This is a genomic window from Streptomyces sp. NPDC059534 (assembly GCF_042743475.1).
GTDB lineage: Bacteria > Actinomycetota > Actinomycetes > Streptomycetales > Streptomycetaceae > Streptomyces.
Map to the genome: position 1 here is coordinate 83838 of NZ_JBHWAQ010000017.1, position 20087 is coordinate 103924.

Genomic DNA, 20087 nt, shown 5'->3' on the forward strand with positions numbered 1-20087 from the left:
CTCCACCACTGGAGGGCACATGGCCTGGTACCCAGGCGCCACCCGGATGGAGCTGCAGCCGGAGTCCGACTCCCAGCCAGCCATCCGTCCCACGCAGTTCATCCTGCACAGCATCGCGGCGCCGTGGACCGCGCGCCGCATGTACGAGTACTGGCGGGACTCGACCAACCTCGACAGCACGTTCGGGCTCGGCTACGCCGGCGACCTCGGCCAGTACCTCGGCACCGAGACCCGCGCAGACGCCAACTACCTGGCCAACCGACGGCCGGACGGCACGGGCGCGGTCTCCATCGAGACGGCATCGAATCTGCAGCACACGGACCCGTGGACCGACGAACAGGTCGAAGCCCTGATCAACCTCGGCGTCTGGCTGCACCGCCAACACGGCATCCCGCTGCGGATCTGCCGCACCTGGGACGACCCGGGTTACGGCTACCACGGGCTGCATCCCGAGTGGGCGGTCAGCGGCACGGCCTGCCCCGGCGCCGCCCGCGTCAAGCAGTTCAGAGAGATCGTCTTCCCGGGCATCGTCGCCCGGGCCAACGGCACGGAGGAAGACATGCCCCTGTCCGACGAGGACGTCACGAAGGTCGTCAGTGCGGTCTGGAACCGGACGGAGCCGAACCCCGTCGAGGGCGGCAGCCCCATCCGCACGGGCGCCGTGATGCGGTACATGGACTACGTCCACGGCCGGCAGAACGCGGCCATCGCCGCGCTCGCCGCGAAGGTCGACCAGCTGCCGCAGCCCACGCTCACCCCCGCCGACATCACGGCCATCGCCGCCCAGGTCGCGGCCCACCCCACCCTCGCGGAGCAGATCGCCGAGCTCGTCGCAGACAAGCTCGCTGCCCGCCTCGCCGACTGACCAGGAGAACCAAGTGAGAATATTCGGACGCGAACCGGCGCTGCTTCTGGGCTTCGCCGCTGCCGCGCTCAAGCTCGTCGCCGCCTTCGGCCTCGACGTCTCCGCCACGCAGCAGACGCTCATCAACGCCGTCCTGGCCGGGGCGGTCGGTGTGTGGATCGCGATCGTCGCCCGCGATGGTGCGCTCGGCGCGGCTCTGATGCAGCTGGCGCAGTCCGGCATGGCGCTGTTCGTCGGCTTCGGCCTGGACTGGTCTGCGGAGAAGCAGGGCATGGTGATGGCTGCGATCGCCGCGTTCCTGGCCCTGTGGGAACGCACGCAGGTCACGGCGCCGCTGTCCTCTACCCGGATCGAGCAGAGCAGCCCGGTCAAGGCGGCCGGCCCGGCTGGGGTGTAGGTGCCGCGCCGCGTAGCCCGGCGGCTGTCCCGGATCCTCGGCCGCCGCGGCGCTTTCCTCGCGTCCTTCGGCATGCTGTGGGCGCTGTACGGATTCGGGCAGCTCGTCGAGCCTCTGCCGGACACTCGCGGCATCCGGCTGCTGCTCAACGCGATGCCTCTCGACGCCTGGGCCGGCTTCTGGATTGCCTGCGGGCTGGTGGCCGTGGCGGCGTCTGTGCTGCCGGAAGGGCGGGACTGGCTTGGCTTCCCCGCCCTCCTGGTAATCGTCGTCCCGTGGATGGTCTCCTACCTCGTGTCGTGGTGGCCTCTCGGTGACACAACTAGGGGGTGGGTGACGGCGCTGATCTGGGCGGTAGCCGCAGTGCCGGTGATCGTGGTGGCGGGCTGGCGTGAGCCTCCGCGCCCCAAGAAACTGGAGTAGCCCATGAGCGCCGAGACATGGACCGCGGTGTCCAGCTGCGTTGTGGGAGTTGCCTCTGCTGGCGCTGCTGTATGGAGCGGCCGGGCGGCACGACGGACCCGACGGGATCACCGACGCGACGACTTCACCGTCGTCACGGACGCCATGCGGAAAGAGATCGACCGGCAGGGCCAGCGGATCGAGGAGCTGGAGCAGTCTTCAGACCGGCAGGACCAGCGCCTGGAAGGCGCCGGCGTCGCGATCAGCTACCTCATAGACCGGGTCCGCGGCCTGACCGCCTGGGTCCGCGCTGCAGGAATGGAGCCCCCGGTGGCCAAGCCAATTCCCGAGCGGGCCCGCGAGTTCATCAACCACGACATGTGACCTGGATTCCTATGACGGCACTTCCTGACGACCAGCCCATCCAGCCGGTAGCCGACCTGGCCGCGGCCGACGGCGAGACCCTCGTCGACATGGGCGTCCTCGAACCGCAGCCCGAGCCCGAGCCGGCGGACCCGCCTGGCGAACCACTGACCGACTGAACCTGCCCCCACCGCTTCGGCGGTGGGGGCGTTCTGCTGTGTACGGTTGGCGACCTCCGCATACAGAGTGGCCGAGAGGCTCCATACCGAAGGAGAGGTGCCATGACCTCAAGCCCCTTCCGTGAGTTCTTGAAGTACACGACGCCATACCCCGAGCACGACTGCCCGACCTGCCGCACCTGGGGCCTACGTCGGTATCAAGAGCCAGGCGGCGAAGAGCAGATCGTCTGCCTGAACCTGCGTTGTACCGACTCGGCGTTCTTCGATGAGCGAGAGCTGGGAGGCTAAGACCACGCACGCCCTGTGGGCGGGGCCGAGCCATGCCGGAAGCCGCGCGCTCACCTGTCAGCGGCTGGGCGTACCCTGCTCGCATCCCGACCGCGCCTACTGGCTGACGCGGCTACCGGACCCGCCCCGGCGTGATGCACCGGGGCGGGACGCTTTCCTGGAGAGCTCATGGAAGACTTGATCGCGTTCCTCCGCGCCCGCCTCGACGAAGACGAGCAGATCGCGCGGGCGCCTCATCCCGCTTTCCTGGCCTGGGAGTACGACGCCTCCGTGTGGCAGATCCGTGACCTGGGCAACGGCAACGAGCTGGCCAACGTGCTGCCGCGCCGCGCCTACGGCGAGCACATCGCCCGCCACGACCCGGCGCGGGTGCTGGCCGAGGTCGACGCCAAACGTGAGCTGCTGAGCTGCTACGAGGCCATGGCCGCAGACGTCTTGGTCGTCACCGGTGTGGAGTCGATCCTCTCGGAGTACCGGCGCGTCATCCTGCCGGGGCTTGCCCTGCCGTATGCCGACCACCCTGACTACCAGGACGCGTGGCGGTCGTAGCTAGGCTGCTTCCAGCGCGAGGCGGGGAGCCTGCCGCTCGACCTGCACCGCCTCGGCCCAGGCAACGACGAGCCGCGCATACTCGGCACGCGCCTCGACCGGCAGGACGCCGTCGACCCACAGCGCGCGGATCTCCGCATTGATGGCGTCGGCGCTGGGCCGGGCCGGCGACTGCTCGGGCATCGTCATGGGCGCAAGCCTACGAGGCGGGGCTGACATCGCTCCGAGTATTGCTGTGCGTAACTAAATGCGTTGTCAGGTAAACGCTCCGTGTGAATTTTGCTCGCACACCCGTTCCCGGACGTGTGACTCATGGGGCATGCTGCGTAATGTGCGTCAGGCCCTGCACTGCTGGGCACCCCCGCTGATGTGCTACTTCGTGCCGCCTAGGCGGATGAGCCATCGGTCCATAGGGAGGACGAGATCAGCGGTCTCCACAGGGCGCCCAGAGCCGTCCAGCCTCGTCCTCATGAGCCTGTATGCCGCCGCATCCACCAGCATGCCGAGAGACCTCGCCTCGGCCTCCGTGATGGGTCGGACGCCGACCTCCACGACATAGGACGCATGTGGTCGCCGTCGGCCGCGCCACCAGGACGTGACGAGCATGGCCGACCGGCCGCCAGGGTCCATGCACTCGACGATCCGTCGATGCAGGGTGACGCCGGCTGGGACGTCGAGCCGCGCGGCAAGCTCTTCCGTCGCCCGGCACGACGTGGCGTCTGTGGTCTCGGTGCCGTAGGGCCACGGGGCGTCTGGGTTCGTGAGAGTGCGCATGGCAGGAGGGTGCGCCACATACACGCCGCGGCGCTGCTCTCCGTCGAGAATTCCAGCCTGGCGGAGGAGTACATAGGCCAGCCGCACGGTCTGCTCGTGGACCTGATACTGGGCGGCCATGGCGGATCGGGACGGGAGCGGGTCTCCTGGCATCCACTCGCCGGCCTTGATGCGGGCGTGGATGTCGGCGGCGATGCGGCGATAGCGCGCGTCGGCTGACATGGCGACCCTCTGATCATGATCACTACTGAGGGTCGAAGGCTACGAGCCGTACCGCTTGCTTGATATATCAAGGGTGTGCACCCTGGGTGCCATGAGGTAACTGAAGAGCGAGCAAGAGTTCGGCGCTGCGGGTTCAGGTTCCGTGGCCGCCGACGGGACCGCCTCCAGTTCGCCTGTACCCCGCGTGCGATCGGGAGGCGGCCCCACACGGTCACCCGCCCCCGTATGGCGGGTGGCCGTACCGGCGAGTGTCCCTCAGGGCGTGATTCCTGTACGAGGCATTCGTTGGCCATAGGCCAGGGTCGGATCGCTGTGGACGCCTTCGAGGGTGTTGAGCGGTCCGGCCCTGGTCTGCGCATGGAGAGCAAGTGGGAAACAACTGGGAGACGATCTTGTCCGACGAGCGACGGTCACTGACCAACCAGTGACGCACCACTCCCCCATTCATGCAGGTCAGAGCAACATCAGTAGCTGCTGACGCAGGTGAAACGGAAGCCCCTCAGAAAGGCTCGTACTTCTACCAGAACGAGATGCCGTACGACCCTCCCAACCAGGCGGCCTGGATGAACGGCACCACCCAGGGCTACGCCGCCTACAAGGTCGCCGACTCCGTGACCAGCCACCAGGCGTACGGACTCGGCAGCTACTGCTACTTCAACGTCAATCCCGGTGTCACCGCCGAGCACGCCATCGAGGCGCCCGACCGACCCGACGTCCGCTTCCGGAACATGGTCACCGTCTCACTTGGCGGCACCGGCACGATCCGGCACGTCGTCAACGACCGTGGCGGCCCGTCGAACTCCTCCACCAACGTCGCGAACCTGGTGAGCCACCCGTGAACCGACTCCTGCTCCGGCTTCCGCTCCGGCTCCTGGGCCTGATGGCCCTCCTGCTCGGCCTCGGGGCCACCGCGCCTGCCCAAGCGGCCCCCACCGCACCGGACTTCCGCGTGATCGCGTTCTACAACGGCACCTGGGACGCGGCCCACATCGACTTCGTGAAGGAGGCCAACGACTGGTTCCCCCGGACCGCCGCGGCCCAGAACTTCTCCTACACGGCCACCACCGACTGGAACCTCCTCGCCAACGGCGGCGTCGACGCGTACGACGTCGTCCTCTTCCTCGACGACGCCCCGCAGAGCGCCGCCCAGCGCGCCGGGTTCGAACGCTACATGCGTGCCGGCGGCGGGTGGCTCGGCTTCCACGTCTCGGCCTTCACGACCAACGCCAGCGGCTGGAACTGGTACTACAACCAGTTCCTGGGCAGCGGGAACTTCCGCTCCAACACCTGGGGGCCGACCACCGCCGTCGTCCGCACGGAGAACGGCTCCCACCCGGCCGCGGCCGGACTGCCCACGACGTGGACCTCCGCCGTCAGCGAGTGGTACAGCTGGTCGAACAACCTGCGGTCCAACCCGTCGATCAAGGTGCTCGCCTCGGTCGACCCGGTCAGCTTCCCGCTCGGCACCGACCCGAACCAGTCCTGGTACAGCGGTGACTACCCGCTCGTCTGGACCAACACGCAGTACCGCATGCTGTACGCCAACTTCGGCCACAACGCCATGAACTACACCACCGACACACGGCTCTCCTCGACCTTCGCCAGCCCCACCCAGAACCGTCTCCTCCTGGACGGCCTCAGGTGGCTCGCCGGCGTCGGTACCACCCCGCCCGGCACGTTCCCCGGGGACTCCTGGTACTCCCTCGCCGCCGAGTCGAACGGCCTGTGCGTCGACGCCCGGGCAGCCGCTACGGCCAACGGCACCGCCGTCCAGCAGTACACCTGCAACGGCACCCAGGCCCAGCAGTTCCGCTTCACCCCCACCACCGACGGCTACAGCCGCATCGGGGTCCGCAACGCCCCGCAGCAGGTCGTCGACGTCACCGAACGGTCCACGGCCGACGGCGCGCCGCTCCAACTGTGGGCCTACGGGGGCGGCACCAACCAGCAGTGGCTGCCGGTGGGCGAACCGTCCGGTCGCTACCACTTCGTCGCCCGCCACAGCGGCAAGTGCCTCACCGCCGGCGCATCCTCCACGACCGGAGCACAGCTCGTCCAACGCGCCTGCGACGGCTCCCCGTCACAGAGCTTCCGCCCGACCGCGGCTCCGTAGCGGCCCGACACCGTCGGCCCCCGCGTCAGATCCCAGCGCACGCCCCGAGGGCGGAACTGGACACTGATGCGGGGGCCGACCCACGCCTGGCTCGATGTTCACCGACCCGCGCCTTTGCGTGGCCATCGTCGACCGCCTCACCTTCGGCGGCGACATCATCGAGACCGGCACCGACTCCTACCGCCTGTCCTCCACCCGCGCCGCGCCACCGAAAACGAAGCCTCCGCAGGCTGAGAAGCTGCCATTCCCGATCCCAGTTCTGGGTGGCCACACGTCCATCGATCCTGGCGGGCAGGTCCTGCACCGCCCACTGGCGGATGCGTGGGCGGTGCAGTTCGCGGACGCCACAGCGCCTCGGAAATCCGCTCGGCAGCACACAGCGGCACAAGGAACAGTGGCCCCATGAAGGAACGAGGGCTGGACCGCGACGGAACGATCGCACACGAAGGCGCACTGGACCGAGTGCCGGCAGCGTTCGTCCCCGTCGTCGATGCCGCCCGCGCTCATATCACCGAGACGTTCGGCGGAACGCGCCTGCACAGCGCCTACCTCTACGGCAGCATCCCCCGTGGCACCGCCACCCCCGGAGTCTCCGACCTCGACCCTCCAGCTCGCCCTCCACGACGAGCCCACCGAAGCCGACCGCGCTGACGCCCAAGCGATCGAGGCCGTACTCGACCGTGCATTCCCGCAGATCGATGGCGTCGGGATCCTGCTGACCAGCACGCGCGTTCTACTCAGCGACCTCGAACGTCACGATGGCGGATTCTTCATCGCCTGCCTCTGCACCCCGTTGCTGGGCCCTGACCTCGCAGAACAACTGCCCCGCTACCGCCCCACAGCCCTACTCGCGCGGGAGACCAACGGTGCCCTCGCCCGCGTGCTTCCACGCTGGCGTGCCAAAGCAGGCGAAGCCACCACGGACGCCGACCGCCGGACCCTCAGCCGTCTCGTCGGCCGTCGCATCGTCCGCACAGGATTCACCCTGATCATGCCCCGATGGGGCGGCTGGACCAGCGACCTCGACCAGTCCGCAGAGCTCTTCGGCCGCTACTACCCCGAGCGCGTCGAGCAGATGCGTGTCGCCGCGTCCATCGGCCGTGCACCGTCACCCGACCCGGCGGTGCTCGGGATACTCATCGACAACCGATGCCCGTTCCCGCCTACGCAGCCACGGAGGGCGAGCAGAACCGCCGTCGGCGTGCTGACGCGTGTCGACGGCGACCGCGCCTTACGCTGCGTCTGTCCGAGCACCCCTCCGAAAGCGCGGATGGTCTTGTCTGCCGTCACCGTCATCGCGGGCATTCTGTTCACCTGGTGCGTGCTGTCGTACCGGCTCGCACGATGGAGCGTCACCGCGCCGATCGCCATGATGCTGGCGGGCATCGCCCTCACCAGCGGTTCGGATCCGCCACTCGTCTTCGACTTCGGAGACCGGGACAGCTTCGAGCGCGCGGTGGAGGTCGTCGTCGCCCTGCTGCTCTTCGTCGACGCGACCGAGGTGCCGGCCGGCGTGATCCGCCGGGAGAGGAAAGTCGTCGCCCGCCTCGTGGGCGCCGCACTGCCGCTGACCCTGGGCGCCGCCTTCCTGACCGCACTCGCCTTCTTCCCCGAACAGCCCGGATGGGTCCTCGCGGTCCTGGCGACCGTCGTCGCCCCTCTCGATCTGGCGCCCGCCTCAGCCGTGGTGCGGGACAGACGTGTCCCGGCTCGGCTTCGGGAGGTACTCAGCGTCGAGGGCGGCCTGAACGACGGCATCACCTCACCGGTCTTCCTGCTCTGCCTCGCCGGCGCCGCCGCCGAGTCCCGCACGGCCGGCGGCGACTACGCCGATGCCCTCCTCGACGCGGTCGCCGCGGCGGGCTGGGCCGTCGCAGCGGGTTCGCTCGTCGGCTGGGTGGCCGGACAGGTACTGCGCCAGTCCTGGGCGAAGGGTTGGACGCTGCCGACCGCGACGAGGCTCGCGGTGCTGAGCGTGCCCATCGCCGCGTACACCCTGTCCACGACATGGGGCGGCAACGGCTTCGTCGCCTCGTTCGTGGCCGGTGTCTGCATCGCACCGGCGCTGCGCCATCTCCCGCAGGACTCCGTCCAGATGACCGACGACCTGTCCACCCTGCTGACCCTCGCCCTGTGGTTCCTCTTCGGCCAGATGGTCAACGACGAGTTCTGGGACGGTTTCCACCTCTCCGTCGTCCTCTACGCCGTCCTCGCCGTCACCCTGGTGCGCATGGTGCCCGTGATGCTCGCGCTGATCGGTACGGATCTGTCCCTGTCCGACAGGCTGTTCCTCGGGTGGATGGGACCCAGAGGAGTGACCACGATGGTCTTCGGCCTTCTCGCCGCGATCAATCTGCCCGCCACCGGTGGCGGTGACTTCATCGCCCGCGTGATGGTGATCACCGTCATGGTCAGCATCGTGCTGCACGGCCTGAGCACCGAACCGGTCGGCCGCCTCTACGGCCGTCGACAACGCGCGTCGCAGGAGCTCCGCGGCGTGGAATGACCGTCAACGGGGCAGACGGCCACCACGGCGACCTGGCTCGGTCGGGTATCGCCCTTATGGCGAGCAGCAGGGAATCACCGGCTGCGCCGAGTCCCCGCCCTGACACGGGCGCCACGAGTCCCTGACCTGCTCCGCACGGTGGCGAGCACGTGTCCTCGGGTCTGCTTGACCATGCCGCCGAGGGAGCCGGATCGAGCAGGCTCTGCCACGCCCTACCGTGTGCGGGAATGGCGGCCACTGACCGGCTGATCACCTGTCGAAGCGGCCGGCCCTGCGGGGCATCGGGGCGGGGGGCTTCCGTGCGGAGGCCGACGTCCAGGTGCCGGTGGTCACTCACCGGGGCTACCGCTCGCCCGTTCGACCGGGATCCACAGCTGGGAGTCGGTCTCCGTGCCGATCTCCACCGGCCGTGTCAGCAGGAGCTCCGGGGCCGGCCGGCTCGTGTACGGGTTCGAGGGGAACCACTGCGTGAACACGTCGCGCCACAGGTCCTGAAGGGCGCCCGGATAGGGCCCGTGGTTGTCGAAGACCGCCCAGGTCCCGGCCGGCACATCGAGGGCGTCGAGCTCCTCAGCGGCTGTTTCGAGACCGGTCGCCACGCCGATCCAGTAGTCCACCTCGGCGCCGTCCTCCCGGCTGTCCGTCAGGTGCACCACCGCCGACAGGATCCCCTCCGGCTCCCGGCCGGCCAACTCCTTCATCCGTACGATCGCCTGCTGGTCCAGGTTCTCCAAGTGCGCCGCGGCGGCCGCGTTGACGCCCTCGTGCACGAGCGGGACCCGGGCCTTCCTGCCGACGACCCGAAACGGCTCCTTCTCCACGATCCGGTACCGCATGGGCGTACTCCCCTCGACGACGACACGGAAGGACATGCGCGGCTGCGCCGTGAGCACCGCGCCCGTGCGACGGGCCTCGCCCGGCCCGATGCCGTGCACCGACCGGAATGCCCGGGCGAACGCCTCGCCCGATCCGTACCCGTACCGCACCGCGACATCGAGCAGTGTCAGCTCCCCGGCCAGCACCTCGGCCCCGGCGAGCGTCATCCGCCGTCGCCGCACGTAGACCGGGAGCGGCATTCCGGCGAGCGCCGAGAACAACCGCCTGAAGTGGTACTCCGACACCGCGGCGATCCCGGCCACCTCGGCCATGTCGATCTCCCGGTCGAGGCATCCCTCCAGGTGGTCCAACGCCTGATTCATCCGTTCCAGCACGCGTATCCTTCCTTCCTGTTCTCCTGCGCCTCCGTGGCGGGAACGTTCACCCTGCCAGCCAGCCGCAGCGGTCGACACCGAGCCCCAGCCACAGTCCCGCCCGACAATTCCCGCACTGGTTTTGTCGGGCGGGAGCCCGGGCGCTACCTGAGGCTTATGTGTATGACTGATATCAGGGGCTTTTGCGAGCCACGGTTTGCCGCCGTCCGTGAGGTGCTTGCGGCTTCGCTCGACAAGGACGACGTGGGCGCCTCGGCGACCGTCTATGTGGAGGGCGAGCCGGTGGTCGACATCTGGGGCGGGTATGCCGATGCGGACCGTTCCGTCCCCTGGGACCGCGACACCCTCGTCGGCGTGAACTCGACGACCAAGAACATGACCGCCTTGTGTGCGTTGATCCTCGCCGACCGGGGCCGGCTCGATCTGTCCGCGCCGGTCGCCGACTACTGGCCCGAGTTCGCCGCGGCAGGCAAGGAGCGCGTACGGGTACGGCACGTGCTCTCGCACACCGCGGGACTGCCTGACCTGTCGGGGCTGACGGCGGTCGAGGAGCTCTACGACTGGGAGAGCGTGACGGCGGGGCTGGCTGCACAGGCACCCGAATGGGAACCGGGAACGGCCGCCGGCTATCACGCGCTGACCTTCGGGTTCCTTGTTGGCGAGATCGTCCGCCGTATCACCGGCCGCAGCCTCGGCGAGTTCTTCGCCGATGAGGTGGCCCACCCGCTGGGCGCGGACTTCCACATCGGGCTCTCCGCCGCGCATGACCACCGCGTCGCACCGCTGATCCCGCCGCCGTCACTGACTGACGAGTACGCCGCCGACGCGCCGCTCGGACCGGATGGTGTTCGCCGGGAGAACGCCGGTGCCGCGATCCGGGTCAAGGACACCAACTCCGTGGCCTGGCGTCGGGCGCAGATCCCTGCCGTGAACGGCTTCGGGAACGCCCGGTCTGTCGCCCGCGTCCAGTCGGTACTGTCCAACCGGGGCTCGGTCGGCGGCGTACGGCTGCTGTCCCCCGAGGGTTGCGAGCCCGCTTGGCAGGAGGTGTTCCGCGGCGACGATCGCGTCCTGCGGACGCCGATGTCCTGGACGGTGGGCTACGGCAGGTTCGGCAACACCTTCGGCTGGGGCGGCTGGGGCGGTTCGCTGGTTGCGAGCGATCCCGACTCACGCATGACGGTGGCCTACGTCATGAACCGGATGATCGACCGGGACCGGCAGGAGGACAACCGCGGCCTGGAGATCGTGATGGCCGCCTACAGCGGACTGCGCTGACAGCGGTCATAGGCGGTCCGGGCCCGCACGGGCTGCCCCGCTCCCGCTCTCGGTTCCGCTGGCCGAGCGCCGCGCACCGTCGGGTTTCGCGCACTCCGGGAGATCGGCATTCTCGGTAGCGTGATCATCTGCGGCATGGAGTGACCATGCGCCCGGGCGGTCCGTGCGAGGCCGTCCGACGGAGAGTGACGAGGTTGCGATGAGTGAACTGACGAAGCCCGAGATCGACCGGCCGGAGGGTGACGCTCCTACCGAGCTGACTGTCCGGGACCTCGTCGTCGGCGACGGGGCCGAGGCGAAACCGGGCAACGTCGTCCGGGTTCATTACGTCGGGGTCACCTTCGAATCCGGGAGGGAGTTCGATGCTTCTTGGGACCGAGGTGAGCCGTTCAAGTTCGCCGTGGGGGGTGGCCGGGTCATCAAGGGCTGGGACCGTGGGATCAGGGGGATGAGGGTCGGTGGTCGGCGGGAGATCATCGTTCCTCCGCGACTCGGCTACGGCAATCAGTCGCCCTCGCCGGCCATCCCGGCGGGGTCGACGCTGGTCTTCGTGGTCGACCTGCTCTCCGTCGCAGCCTGAGGCGGGCATACCCCCGCCGGGTGGTGGAGTGGGGAACCAGCGGCGGATTCAGGACTGTGGCAAGTAGCATCCGGCCACAACGTCCGTCCCCCATAAGGAGCGTGGACTGTCATGGGCAACGAGCCGGTCACTACCCCTATCCAGACGAAGTACGCGGAACAGCTGGCCGCCGATCTCGCGGTCAACCGCGCCGAGCAGGCGGAGGTCGTCGCCCGTCTGGAACGGCTGAAGGCGGAGGAGAAGTGGCTCACGGCGACGCTGGAGTCCATGCCGGTGATCGCGCCGGAGAAGGACGCCGGGCCGGTGAACACCGGCGCGTCGGCGCGGGAGGCGGTGGAGGCGGCGGTGCCGCAGCCGCGTGAGGCCCGGGGATTGCTGCCCGCGAAGAAGGCGGCGGTCAGGAAGACGGCGGCCAGGCGGTCGGGGAAGACGGCCCCGGAGAAGACGGGCGGGAAGACCGCTGCGGCCGGGGTGAAGAAGACCACGGTTCAGCAGCCGGCGGGTCCGAAGACGACTGACCGGAAGACCTCGGCAGGCGGGGCGAAGAAGAGCGCGACGGGCGGGGTGGAGTCCGTGAAGCTTACGGTTCCGACGCTCGGCGAGCTCCTCGTTGGGCTTCTTGCCCGGCAGCCCGGTGAGCCGAAGAAGGTCAGCGAGATCTACGCCGAGCTGGAGGCCGCCCGTCCCGAGCGCGCCACCTCGCAGCAGGTGGTCCGCAATGCCCTGGAGAAGCTGGTGGCGAAGGACGGCCTCGAGAAGGACAGCCGGCAGGGCGTCGTCCTCTACACCTGGCCCGTCCCCGATGCCTCTGCCGCCACTGCCCCGGGGGCGGCGGCCGCAGAGCCTGTGGAAGCAGTCACGGCCGGAATCTGAGCACCGCCGGCACCGCCAACACCGCCTGCCGTCCCGGGAACAGCCCGCAACGCGTGCGGCCGGCCTTGGGGCACCCCGGGACGGGGGCGTGGTGTCACAGGCGCCGGTGACTACCCACGTGTCACGGACGGCGGTGGCGTCGCACGAGTCACAGGCGCCCGTGGCTGCACACGCGTCACGGACGCCCGTGGTCTCGCCCGCGTAACGGACGCCGGTCGGTCCGACGCGGTTGCGGGACGGCTCTCGCGGCTCAGGGGCGGGCGAGCGCGTCGACGAGGGTCAGTTCCTCCTTGTCGAAGTCGAGGTTGCGGAGGGCGGACACGCTGTCCTCGATCTGTCGTGCGCTGCTCGCCCCGACCAGGGCGGAGGTGACGCGGCCGCCGCGCAGTACCCAGGCGAGGGCGAGCTGGGCCAGGGTCTGGCCACGGGACGCGGCGAGGTCGTTCAGGGCGCGCAACCGGGTCACCAGGTCCTCGGTGACGGCGTCGCGGTTGAGGAAGGGGCTGTCGCCGGCGGCCCGGGAGTCCTCGGGGATGCCGTCGAGGTAGCGTCCGGTGAGCAGGCCCTGTTCCAGCGGGGAGTAGGCGATGGAACCGACCTGGAGGTCGTCGAGGGCGTCGAGCAGGCCCTCGTCCTCGGGGCGTCGGTCGAGCATCGAGTAGCGCGGCTGGTGGATGGTGAGCGGTGTGCCGAGCTCGCCGAGGATGCGGGCGGCCTCGCGGGTCTGCTCGGCCGAGTAGTTGGAGACGCCGACGTAGAGCGCCTTGCCCTGCTGGACCGCGGAGTGCAGGGCGCCCATGGTCTCCTCCAGGGGCGTGTCCGGGTCGAAGCGGTGCGAGTAGAAGATGTCGACGTGGTCGAGGCCCATCCGCTTCAGGGAGGCGTCGAGCGACGACAGCAGGGACTTGCGGGAGCCCCACTCGCCGTACGGCCCGGGCCACATCAGGTATCCGGCCTTGGTGGAGACGACCAGTTCGTCGCGGTAGGGCGCGAAGTCCGTCCGCAGGAAGTCGCCGAGGGCGGACTCCGCCGCGCCGGGCGGCGGGCCGTAGTTGTTCGCCAGGTCGAAGTGGGTGATTCCGAGGTCGAAGGCGCGGCGCAGGATGGCGCGCTGGGTCTCCGCGGGACGGTCCGGGCCGAAGTTGTGCCACAGCCCCAGGGAGAGGGCGGGAAGCTTCAGGCCGCTGCGCCCGGTGCGCCGGTAGGGCATGTCGGCATAACGATCGGAATGTGCGGTGTACAACGCGACTCCATGGCGTGGGGACGGCACCCGAGGGTCGGGGTGGGGCGGGGGTTGTCGTGCCGTGACCAATCTCCCCTGGCCTGTGGGCATGAATCCAACAGGAGAATCCGATGGGATTCAGCGCGTAGGGTTCTGAATCATGGAACTGCGGCATCTTCAGCACTTCGTCGCCGTCGCCGAGGACCGGCACTTCACGCGGGCCGCGGAGCGGCTGATGGTCTCCCAGTCAGGTCTCTCGGCGTCGATCCGGGCCCTGGAGCGGGATCTGCGGGCGCCGCTGTTCGTACGGAGTACCCGCCGGGTGACGCTGACGGAGGCCGGGCGGGCGCTGCTGGTGGAGGCGGAGCGCATCCTGGCGCAAGTACGGGCCGCGCACGAGGCGGTGGCGGCCGTGCAGGGCGTGGTGCGCGGCACGCTCTCCCTGGGGACCGAGCAGTGCGTCGCGGGGGTGCACGTGGCGGGGCTGCTGGCCGCGTTCAGGCGGCGGCACCCGGACGTGGAGATACGGCTCCGTCAGGAAGGTGGGCTCGCCCTGGCCGAGGACGTCGCCGCCGGGCGCCTCGACCTGGCGTTCGCCTACCGCACTCGGGCGGACTCCGACCAACTGCGCTCGGTGCCGCTGGCAGCCGAGCCGATGACGCTTCTGTGCCACCCCGGGCATCCGCTCGCCGCGGCCGGGCCGGCCCTCGCGCTTCGGGACCTCGCCGGGGAGGTGTTCGTCGACTTCCACCCCGGCTGGGGACCGCGCCGGGCGACGGACGCGACCTTCGCCTCCGCGGGCGTGCCGCGCACCGTGAGCCTGGAGGTGAACGACGTGCACAGCCTCCTGGATTTGGTGGAGGAGGACCTCGGTGTCGCCGCCGTGCCCCGGCATTTCCGGCACAAGCGGAACTCGCTGCACGCCATCCCTCTCGCGGGCACCGGCGAGGCGGTCTACGAGACGGTGGCCCTGCTGCCACCACCGCAGGCCACCAGTCCGGCGGCCCGCGCGCTGATGAACCTGCTGGAGCGCGGAACCGCCCTCTGATCCGGGCACACGGGGCCGTCCGGGTGAGGCGTACGGGAGCGGCGAGGCGGCCGACGAATCGCGTACTCGGGCGGACCATGTTGGGCTGGTCCTGGTTTGCCCGTGGGACGAAACGCCCTGAGCGAGAGGGATGCGCATGTCCGAGGAGGTTCAGGCCACAGACGCTGGGGGCCGGTACGGTCCGGAGGGCGACGACCGCGGGACTCGCGAGGGCGATCTGCGGCGCGTGGGGATCGATCCGGACTTCTGGTACCCCGTGGCCCGGTCCACGGCCGTACGCAGGGGCAAGGTCCGGGCGGCTTCCTTCGCGGGTCGGCCCATCGCGCTCTACCGGGGTGGCAGCGGGACCGTCTACGCCCTGGAGGACCGCTGCGCCCACCGGCAGGTGCCGCTCAGCCTCGGGGTGGTGGAGGGCGAGATCCTGCGTTGCTGCTACCACGCGTGGGCCTACCGGGGGAACGGGCGCATCTCGCAGATCCCGTACCTGCCCAAGGGCGCACCGCGGCCGCCCCGCGGGGTGCGCTCCTACCCCGTGCGGGAGAAGTACGGACTCGTCTTCGTCTTCCCGGGCGACCCGGCCAGAGCGGAGGACAGGCCCCTGCCCGTGCTCCCCGAGGCGGACTCGGCCCGGCACCGGACCATGATGTTCACGCGTACGGTCCGCTGCCACTACTCGTTCCTGCACGAGAACCTGCTCGACATGAACCACCAGTTCCTGCACAGGGGCGTCCTGGGCCGGATCCAGCCGGAGCTGCTGGGGTTCGACACGGGCCCGCGCTCCGTGGAGGCCAGGTATCTCTTCGTCCCCTCCGGCGGCCGGAAGGACCGGGGAGCGGGCCTGCTGTCCGCCGAGGGCGTGGGGGGCGCTTCCACTCCCGACGTCGTCACCATTCGCACCGAGTACCCGTACCAGACCCTGCAGACGGTCCCCGAGTCATCGGAGACGGCCGCCTTCTCCCTGTGGGTCGCCTATGTGCCGGAGGACATCGAGCAGCGCGTCAGCCGTGTCTTCGGGCTGCTCATGATCGCGAAGCCGCCGATCCCCGGCGCCCTCCACCTGGCCTGGCCCCTCATCCGGCGCTTCACCGAGCGCGTGTTCGCCCAGGACAGGATGGCCGTCGAGGCCGAGCAGCGGGCCTGGGACGAGCAGGGGGCGGACTGGAACCAGGAGGTGTTCCCGCTCATCCTCGACGTGCGGAAGGTGCTGCGCGCCAACGGCACCCCACTCCCCCACCCGGCCGCCTCGGCGAGCTGCCCGGACGCGGACCTGTGCGCCGACGACCGCTGACGGTGTTGCCGCAGGCGTTGACCGGGACGTGGACGGGTACCTGGATCAGGTTGCCCGAGCCGACACCGGTCCGGCTCCGCTGATGGGGACCGTGATCCGTCCGGCGGACGCGGAAGGCCGGGACACCCGCACGCGGGTGCCCCGGCCCTTGGTCTACAGCTCCGTCAGCGGCGGACCTGGTAGGCCCGCGTCACCGTCTGGTCGACGGAGTTGCCGTCGGCGTCGGTGGCGGTGACCCGCAGGGAGACGAAGCCCGCGGTCGCCGGGTTGTCGATGGCGCCGTTCAGGCGGCCGTCCAGGCGGACCTGCCTCCAGGTGGCGCCGTCGTCGTACGAGGCCCACAGCTTGACACTCGTGATCGCCGGGCCGGAGAGGCCCTTGGGGTGCCGTACGCCGAGGCCGACGGTCGTCCTGGACGTGGTCCGGGCGCTGTTGGCCAGGTCGGTACCGAGGTGGTAGTCGACCGACAGGACGGGCAGCAGCGTCCGCCCTTCGCCCTGCGCGGAGTGGAAGCGCCAGTCGGTGCGCACCTGGGTGGACGTGTTCCAGCCGGCCTCCGGCCGCTGTACGTCGGTGACCACGCGGTACTCGGCGCGCTCCGGGACCACCGGGAAGGCGACGGCGACGGCGGGCGCGGTGCCCAGCAGCACGCCGTCCCGGTAGACCGTGGTCAGCTCCTTGTCGGTGCCGTTGCGCAGGACGGCCCACTGCCCGAAGCCGCTGTCGAGCAGCCCTGCGGCGGTGACCACGCCGACGCCGCCCTCACGGATGGCCGCGCCGTCCAGGCCGCTCGGCAGCGCGGTGCGGACGACGGCCTTGTTCCAGTCGCGGCGGACCTGCTGGCCGGGGGTGAACTTCGTGGCGGCCGTCAACTGCCAGGAGCCGCCCGCCGTCCACACGGGGCCGAGCTTCATGGCCTCGTAGGTCCGCAGGCCCGGGGTGACGTACTCGGTCAGGGTCCGCTGGAGCGTCATCCGCCCGAAGGAGAAGTTCGCCACCGGCTGCATCGGCGAGTGCATCAGCCGGCTGTATCCGGCCTCGGCTCCGGCGGTCGTGCCGTGGAACCGGGAGTCGACCGTGGCCAGTTCACCGGCTCGGACGCGGTAGCGCTGGTCGGCGGGGATGCCGCCGTTGTGGTACTTGAGCAGCTCGTAGGCGTACGGGCTGACCGCCGTGCCGGTGAAGGTGATCCGGGCGCCGGGCAGGGCCAGCAGGCGCTCGCCCTCGGTGCCGGAGGCCGTCATCGCGGGGATGCGGGTCTCCTTCGGGCTCCAGTTGCCCGCCAGCCAGCCGCCGGGGGTGTCGTTGTAGACGAGTACGGCCAGCGCTCCGGCGTCGGCCGCCGCGTCGACCTGCGCGTACGTGGTGGTGCCGGAGTCCCGCTTGACCAGCGCGAGCTTGCCCCTGACGTCCTCACCGGGCTTGGCCACCCGCAGGGTCCGGGTGCCGTCGAAGCGTGCGGAGCCCGTCCAGCCCTGGAAGTAGGAGACGTCCACGGCACGGCTGCCGTGTCCGGCGAGCCGGGCCGAGAGCGCCGGGGCCCCGAGCGCCCAGGCGACGCGCGACTCGAAGAGGGCGGCGTCGGTGGTGGCCGACGGCACGGAGTAGACCGCGGTCTCCCCGCCCAGCCAGGTCTCGCGGTCGTGGACGAGGACCTGCGAGGACGGACGGGAGGCTATGCCGACCCGGAGGCGGTTCGTCTCCGACGGACGGGGCGTGGTCATGCTGACCCGGCTCGCCTTGGAGCCGTCGAAGGTGAGAGTCCGGTCGGAGTCGACGAGCGTGCCGGGCTGGGCGGCGTACGTGTACTCGTGGAGCAGGCTCCAGTCGGGGCTGTAGTGGAAGATCTCCGCGATGAAGGAGTGCTCACCGCGCGGCACCCGCACCACGACGGTCCCGTCCTCGCCGACCGGGTAGGTCTCCGGGAGCACCGCCTTGTCCAGGGTGGTGTCGGTGACCGCGGCGATGCCGCCGGTCGGCTTGCCGTCGCGGTCCAGGACCTTCAGCGTGACGTCGAAGCGCTGGACGTCCCGGCCGAAGCCGATCGCGGTCACCACCGTCGTCCCGTCGGTGGCACGCGCGGTGACGTGCGCGCCGTGCGAGCCGGTGGTGACGCTGCGGCTGTCGAGGGTGACGGCGACCTCTGCGGTGCCGTGCGCGGGGACGGTCACCGAGTCGGCGCCCAGGGCGAGCGTGCCGGCCGGCAGCGTCTCGCCCGCGTTCTCCAGCGAGAGCGCCAGGGTGACCGGGGTGTCGCCGTCGTTGACGTACTCGACCTTCTTCTCCACCGTGGCCGAGTCGTCCCAGCCACGCAGCCCGAAGTCGACCGTGCCGCCGGCCGACACCGGCTGGCGGACCGCGCGCGCCACGTCGACTCGGCCGGCGCCCTGGGCGTACACGGAGGTGTCGGCGGTGGTCTTCGCGGTGCTGATGAGCCCGCTCTTCAGGCGGGCGGGCGACCAGTCGGGGTGGCGCTGGGCGAGGATCGCCGCCGCGCCCGCCACGTGCGGCGTCGCCATGGAGGTTCCGCTCGCGGTGGTGTAGAGGTCGCCGACGGGCGTGCCCATCGTCGTGCCGGCCGCGCGGGCCGCGACGATCCGGACGCCCGGTGCGGTGATCTCCGGCTTGAGGCCGCCGTCGCCGCGCGGGCCCCGGCTGGAGAAGCTGGCGATGGTGTCGGCGGAGTCCACGGCGCCGACCGTCAGGGCGGCTGCGGCGGCGCCGGGCGAGCCGACCGTCTTGTCGCCGGGGCCGCTGTTGCCCGCGGCGATGGTGAACAGGACGCCCGTCTTCGCGGTGAGTTCGTTGACCGCGAGCGACATGGGGTCGGTGCCGTCGGCGCCCTCCTGGCCGCCCAGGCTCATGGAGACGACCTTCGCGCCGGAGTGCGCGGCCCAGTCCATGCCCTCGATGATGCCGGACTCCGAGCCGGAGCCGCCGTCGTCGAGGACCTTGCCCACGATCAGCTTGGCGCCGGGGGCCACGCCCCGGTACCTGCCGTCGGAGCCGGCGCCGCTGCCGAGGATCGTGGAGGCGACGTGGGTGCCGTGGCCGTGGCCGTCGCGCGCGGTCTCGCCGGGGACGAAGCTGCGGCTCTCGACGATGCGGTCGGCGAGGTCGGGGTGCGTGGCGTCGACGCCGGTGTCGAGCACCGCGACCTTGACGCCGGTGCCGTCGTATCCGGCGGCCCATGCCTCCGGGGCGCCGATCTGCGGGACGCTCTTCTCCAGGAGCGCCTTGACCCTGCCGTCCAGCCAGAGGCGCTGGACGCCGCCGGACAGGCGGGCCTTGGGGGTTCCGGCGCGGGCGCTGTCGTCGTCGACGGCCTCCCAGAAGGTGTCGCCCTTGGCCTTGTCGGCGGTGACGGCCGCGCCGCGTACGCCGGGGAGCTTGCGGGAGAGGCGGGCCCCGCCGGGGGCGGTGGTGCCGGCGGAGTCGTAGCGCACGATCAGCGGGGTCGTCGCGCGGTGGGCGTCGTCGAAGCCCTGGGCGACGAGCTGTGTGACGTTGAACAGGCGTTTGTCGACCTGGCCGTTGTGGATCAGCGCCTCGGCGTCCCGGGGGATCACGTACACGTCGGTGCCGACGGTGTACGTCCGCAGTCCTGCGGCGGTGCCCCGGTACGGGGTGACGTCGACGGCGAGGGTCCTGCCCGCCCGGGTGGCCACCGTCACCTTGTCGCCGGTCACCAGGGTGACCGTCGCGGTGCGGACGGCGTCCCGGGGCGAGGCCGTCACCGCGTCCTGTCCGGTGGTCGGGACGGGGGCGGCGTACGCCAGGCCGCCGGCGGTCATCGTGACTGCCAGGGCGAGGCCGAGCAGTGCGGTTCTCCGTCTGCTGCGCATGCTGAAGGCACTCCTTCCGCCGGCGGAAGGGGATCCGTGTCCGGCGGAAACAAGAGTCAACAGGAACGATCACTTTCGCTACGG

18 protein-coding genes and 3 pseudogenes are annotated in these 20087 nt (G+C 70.5%); 16 read left to right on the plus strand and 5 right to left on the minus strand.

The genetic code is table 11. The annotated features are described in order from the left end of the window. The first annotated feature begins 19 nt into the window (after positions 1-19). From ACFVZH_RS21000 to ACFVZH_RS21025, 6 genes are all read left to right on the plus strand, one after another. On the plus strand, positions 20-865 hold the full coding sequence (locus ACFVZH_RS21000; protein ID WP_384899021.1) for an N-acetylmuramoyl-L-alanine amidase: 846 nt from the start codon (positions 20-22) through the stop codon (positions 863-865). Between the two features lie 13 nt (positions 866-878). Further along, entirely contained in the window at positions 879-1262 is a 384-nt protein-coding gene (locus ACFVZH_RS21005) for a hypothetical protein (RefSeq protein ID WP_384899022.1), read from the plus strand. Next, positions 1263-1685: a hypothetical protein gene (locus tag ACFVZH_RS21010; RefSeq protein WP_384899024.1), complete on the plus strand. Its 423-nt coding sequence runs from the start codon at positions 1263-1265 to the stop codon at positions 1683-1685. A 144-nt stretch (positions 1686-1829) separates the two neighbouring features. Beyond that, positions 1830-2048, plus strand: coding sequence for a hypothetical protein (locus ACFVZH_RS21015; RefSeq protein ID WP_384892146.1), 219 nt, complete (start codon positions 1830-1832; stop codon positions 2046-2048). Positions 2049-2059: 11 nt separating this feature from the next. Further along, on the plus strand, positions 2060-2206 hold the full coding sequence (locus ACFVZH_RS21020) for a hypothetical protein (protein ID WP_384899025.1): 147 nt from the start codon (positions 2060-2062) through the stop codon (positions 2204-2206). Positions 2207-2662: 456 nt separating this feature from the next. After that, positions 2663-3043, plus strand: a complete 381-nt coding sequence (locus tag ACFVZH_RS21025; RefSeq protein WP_384899026.1) for a DUF6221 family protein — start codon at positions 2663-2665, stop codon at positions 3041-3043. Here the strand turns inward: ACFVZH_RS21025 and ACFVZH_RS21030 are convergent, their stop codons facing one another. Beyond that, positions 3044-3232, minus strand: a complete 189-nt coding sequence (locus tag ACFVZH_RS21030; RefSeq protein WP_384899028.1) for a hypothetical protein — start codon at positions 3230-3232, stop codon at positions 3044-3046. Positions 3233-3415: 183 nt separating this feature from the next. Beyond that, the gene (locus ACFVZH_RS21035; RefSeq protein WP_384899030.1) at positions 3416-4039 is read right to left on the minus strand and encodes a GntR family transcriptional regulator; all 624 of its coding nucleotides are present in this window, start codon (positions 4037-4039) and stop codon (positions 3416-3418) included. Positions 4040-4548: 509 nt separating this feature from the next. Here ACFVZH_RS21035 and ACFVZH_RS21040 point away from each other — a divergent pair. From ACFVZH_RS21040 to ACFVZH_RS21060, 5 genes and pseudogenes are all read left to right on the plus strand, one after another. Beyond that, positions 4549-4878: pseudogene (locus tag ACFVZH_RS21040) on the plus strand (coagulation factor 5/8 type domain-containing protein); the annotation flags it as partial. A gap of 41 nt (positions 4879-4919) precedes the next feature. After that, complete coding sequence (locus ACFVZH_RS21045; RefSeq protein ID WP_384899156.1) at positions 4920-6152, plus strand: ThuA domain-containing protein; 1233 nt, start codon at positions 4920-4922, stop codon at positions 6150-6152. A 97-nt stretch (positions 6153-6249) separates the two neighbouring features. Continuing rightward, positions 6250-6354 (plus strand): annotated as a pseudogene (locus tag ACFVZH_RS21050) (AAA family ATPase); the annotation flags it as partial. Positions 6355-6554: 200 nt separating this feature from the next. Beyond that, positions 6555-7311, plus strand: a pseudogene (locus ACFVZH_RS21055) (nucleotidyltransferase); the annotation flags it as partial. Positions 7312-7422: 111 nt separating this feature from the next. Further along, on the plus strand, positions 7423-8658 hold the full coding sequence (locus ACFVZH_RS21060; RefSeq protein WP_384899158.1) for a cation:proton antiporter: 1236 nt from the start codon (positions 7423-7425) through the stop codon (positions 8656-8658). A 329-nt stretch (positions 8659-8987) separates the two neighbouring features. On the opposite strand, the gene ACFVZH_RS21065 is transcribed toward ACFVZH_RS21060, so the two are convergent. Continuing rightward, the gene (locus tag ACFVZH_RS21065; RefSeq protein ID WP_384899032.1) at positions 8988-9869 is read right to left on the minus strand and encodes a GyrI-like domain-containing protein; all 882 of its coding nucleotides are present in this window, start codon (positions 9867-9869) and stop codon (positions 8988-8990) included. Between the two features lie 162 nt (positions 9870-10031). Here ACFVZH_RS21065 and ACFVZH_RS21070 point away from each other — a divergent pair, with 162 nt between their 5' ends. The 3 genes from ACFVZH_RS21070 (at position 10032) to ACFVZH_RS21080 (ending at position 12600) form a co-directional block, all read left to right on the plus strand. Continuing rightward, complete coding sequence (locus tag ACFVZH_RS21070) at positions 10032-11147, plus strand: serine hydrolase domain-containing protein (protein ID WP_384899160.1); 1116 nt, start codon at positions 10032-10034, stop codon at positions 11145-11147. Between the two features lie 199 nt (positions 11148-11346). After that, positions 11347-11727 carry an FKBP-type peptidyl-prolyl cis-trans isomerase gene (locus ACFVZH_RS21075; RefSeq protein ID WP_384899034.1) on the plus strand — a complete coding sequence of 127 codons (381 nt, stop codon included), beginning with the start codon at positions 11347-11349 and terminating at the stop codon, positions 11725-11727. 111 nt (positions 11728-11838) lie between these two features. After that, the gene (locus tag ACFVZH_RS21080) at positions 11839-12600 is read left to right on the plus strand and encodes a hypothetical protein (RefSeq protein ID WP_384899036.1); all 762 of its coding nucleotides are present in this window, start codon (positions 11839-11841) and stop codon (positions 12598-12600) included. A 250-nt stretch (positions 12601-12850) separates the two neighbouring features. Here ACFVZH_RS21080 and mgrA read toward each other — a convergent pair whose 3' ends face one another. Continuing rightward, on the minus strand, positions 12851-13843 hold the full coding sequence (gene mgrA, locus ACFVZH_RS21085; RefSeq protein WP_384899038.1) for an L-glyceraldehyde 3-phosphate reductase: 993 nt from the start codon (positions 13841-13843) through the stop codon (positions 12851-12853). A gap of 139 nt (positions 13844-13982) precedes the next feature. On the opposite strand from mgrA, the gene ACFVZH_RS21090 reads away from it, so the two are divergent. Together ACFVZH_RS21090 and ACFVZH_RS21095 are read left to right on the plus strand one after the other, a co-directional pair. Then, positions 13983-14870 carry a LysR family transcriptional regulator gene (locus ACFVZH_RS21090; protein WP_384899040.1) on the plus strand — a complete coding sequence of 296 codons (888 nt, stop codon included), beginning with the start codon at positions 13983-13985 and terminating at the stop codon, positions 14868-14870. Between the two features lie 136 nt (positions 14871-15006). Beyond that, complete coding sequence (locus ACFVZH_RS21095; RefSeq protein ID WP_384899042.1) at positions 15007-16158, plus strand: Rieske 2Fe-2S domain-containing protein; 1152 nt, start codon at positions 15007-15009, stop codon at positions 16156-16158. Positions 16159-16322: 164 nt separating this feature from the next. Here ACFVZH_RS21095 and ACFVZH_RS21100 read toward each other — a convergent pair whose 3' ends face one another. After that, positions 16323-20003, minus strand: a complete 3681-nt coding sequence (locus tag ACFVZH_RS21100) for a S8 family peptidase (RefSeq protein WP_384899044.1) — start codon at positions 20001-20003, stop codon at positions 16323-16325. Positions 20004-20087: the final 84 nt, after the last annotated feature.

Coding starts and splice junctions, on each gene's coding strand:
- ACFVZH_RS21070 (WP_384899160.1), top strand. CDS start 10,032: ATGACTGATATCAGGGGCTTTTGCGAGCCACGGTTTGCCGCCGTCCGT.
- ACFVZH_RS21000 (WP_384899021.1), top strand. CDS start 20: ATGGCCTGGTACCCAGGCGCCACCCGGATGGAGCTGCAGCCGGAGTCC.
- ACFVZH_RS21015 (WP_384892146.1), top strand. CDS start 1,830: ATGCGGAAAGAGATCGACCGGCAGGGCCAGCGGATCGAGGAGCTGGAG.
- ACFVZH_RS21060 (WP_384899158.1), top strand. CDS start 7,423: ATGGTCTTGTCTGCCGTCACCGTCATCGCGGGCATTCTGTTCACCTGG.
- ACFVZH_RS21100 (WP_384899044.1), bottom strand. CDS start 20,003: ATGCGCAGCAGACGGAGAACCGCACTGCTCGGCCTCGCCCTGGCAGTC.
- ACFVZH_RS21025 (WP_384899026.1), top strand. CDS start 2,663: ATGGAAGACTTGATCGCGTTCCTCCGCGCCCGCCTCGACGAAGACGAG.
- ACFVZH_RS21030 (WP_384899028.1), bottom strand. CDS start 3,232: ATGACGATGCCCGAGCAGTCGCCGGCCCGGCCCAGCGCCGACGCCATC.
- ACFVZH_RS21020 (WP_384899025.1), top strand. CDS start 2,060: ATGACGGCACTTCCTGACGACCAGCCCATCCAGCCGGTAGCCGACCTG.
- ACFVZH_RS21075 (WP_384899034.1), top strand. CDS start 11,347: ATGAGTGAACTGACGAAGCCCGAGATCGACCGGCCGGAGGGTGACGCT.
- ACFVZH_RS21080 (WP_384899036.1), top strand. CDS start 11,839: ATGGGCAACGAGCCGGTCACTACCCCTATCCAGACGAAGTACGCGGAA.
- ACFVZH_RS21090 (WP_384899040.1), top strand. CDS start 13,983: ATGGAACTGCGGCATCTTCAGCACTTCGTCGCCGTCGCCGAGGACCGG.
- ACFVZH_RS21045 (WP_384899156.1), top strand. CDS start 4,920: ATGGCCCTCCTGCTCGGCCTCGGGGCCACCGCGCCTGCCCAAGCGGCC.
- ACFVZH_RS21095 (WP_384899042.1), top strand. CDS start 15,007: ATGTCCGAGGAGGTTCAGGCCACAGACGCTGGGGGCCGGTACGGTCCG.
- ACFVZH_RS21035 (WP_384899030.1), bottom strand. CDS start 4,039: ATGTCAGCCGACGCGCGCTATCGCCGCATCGCCGCCGACATCCACGCC.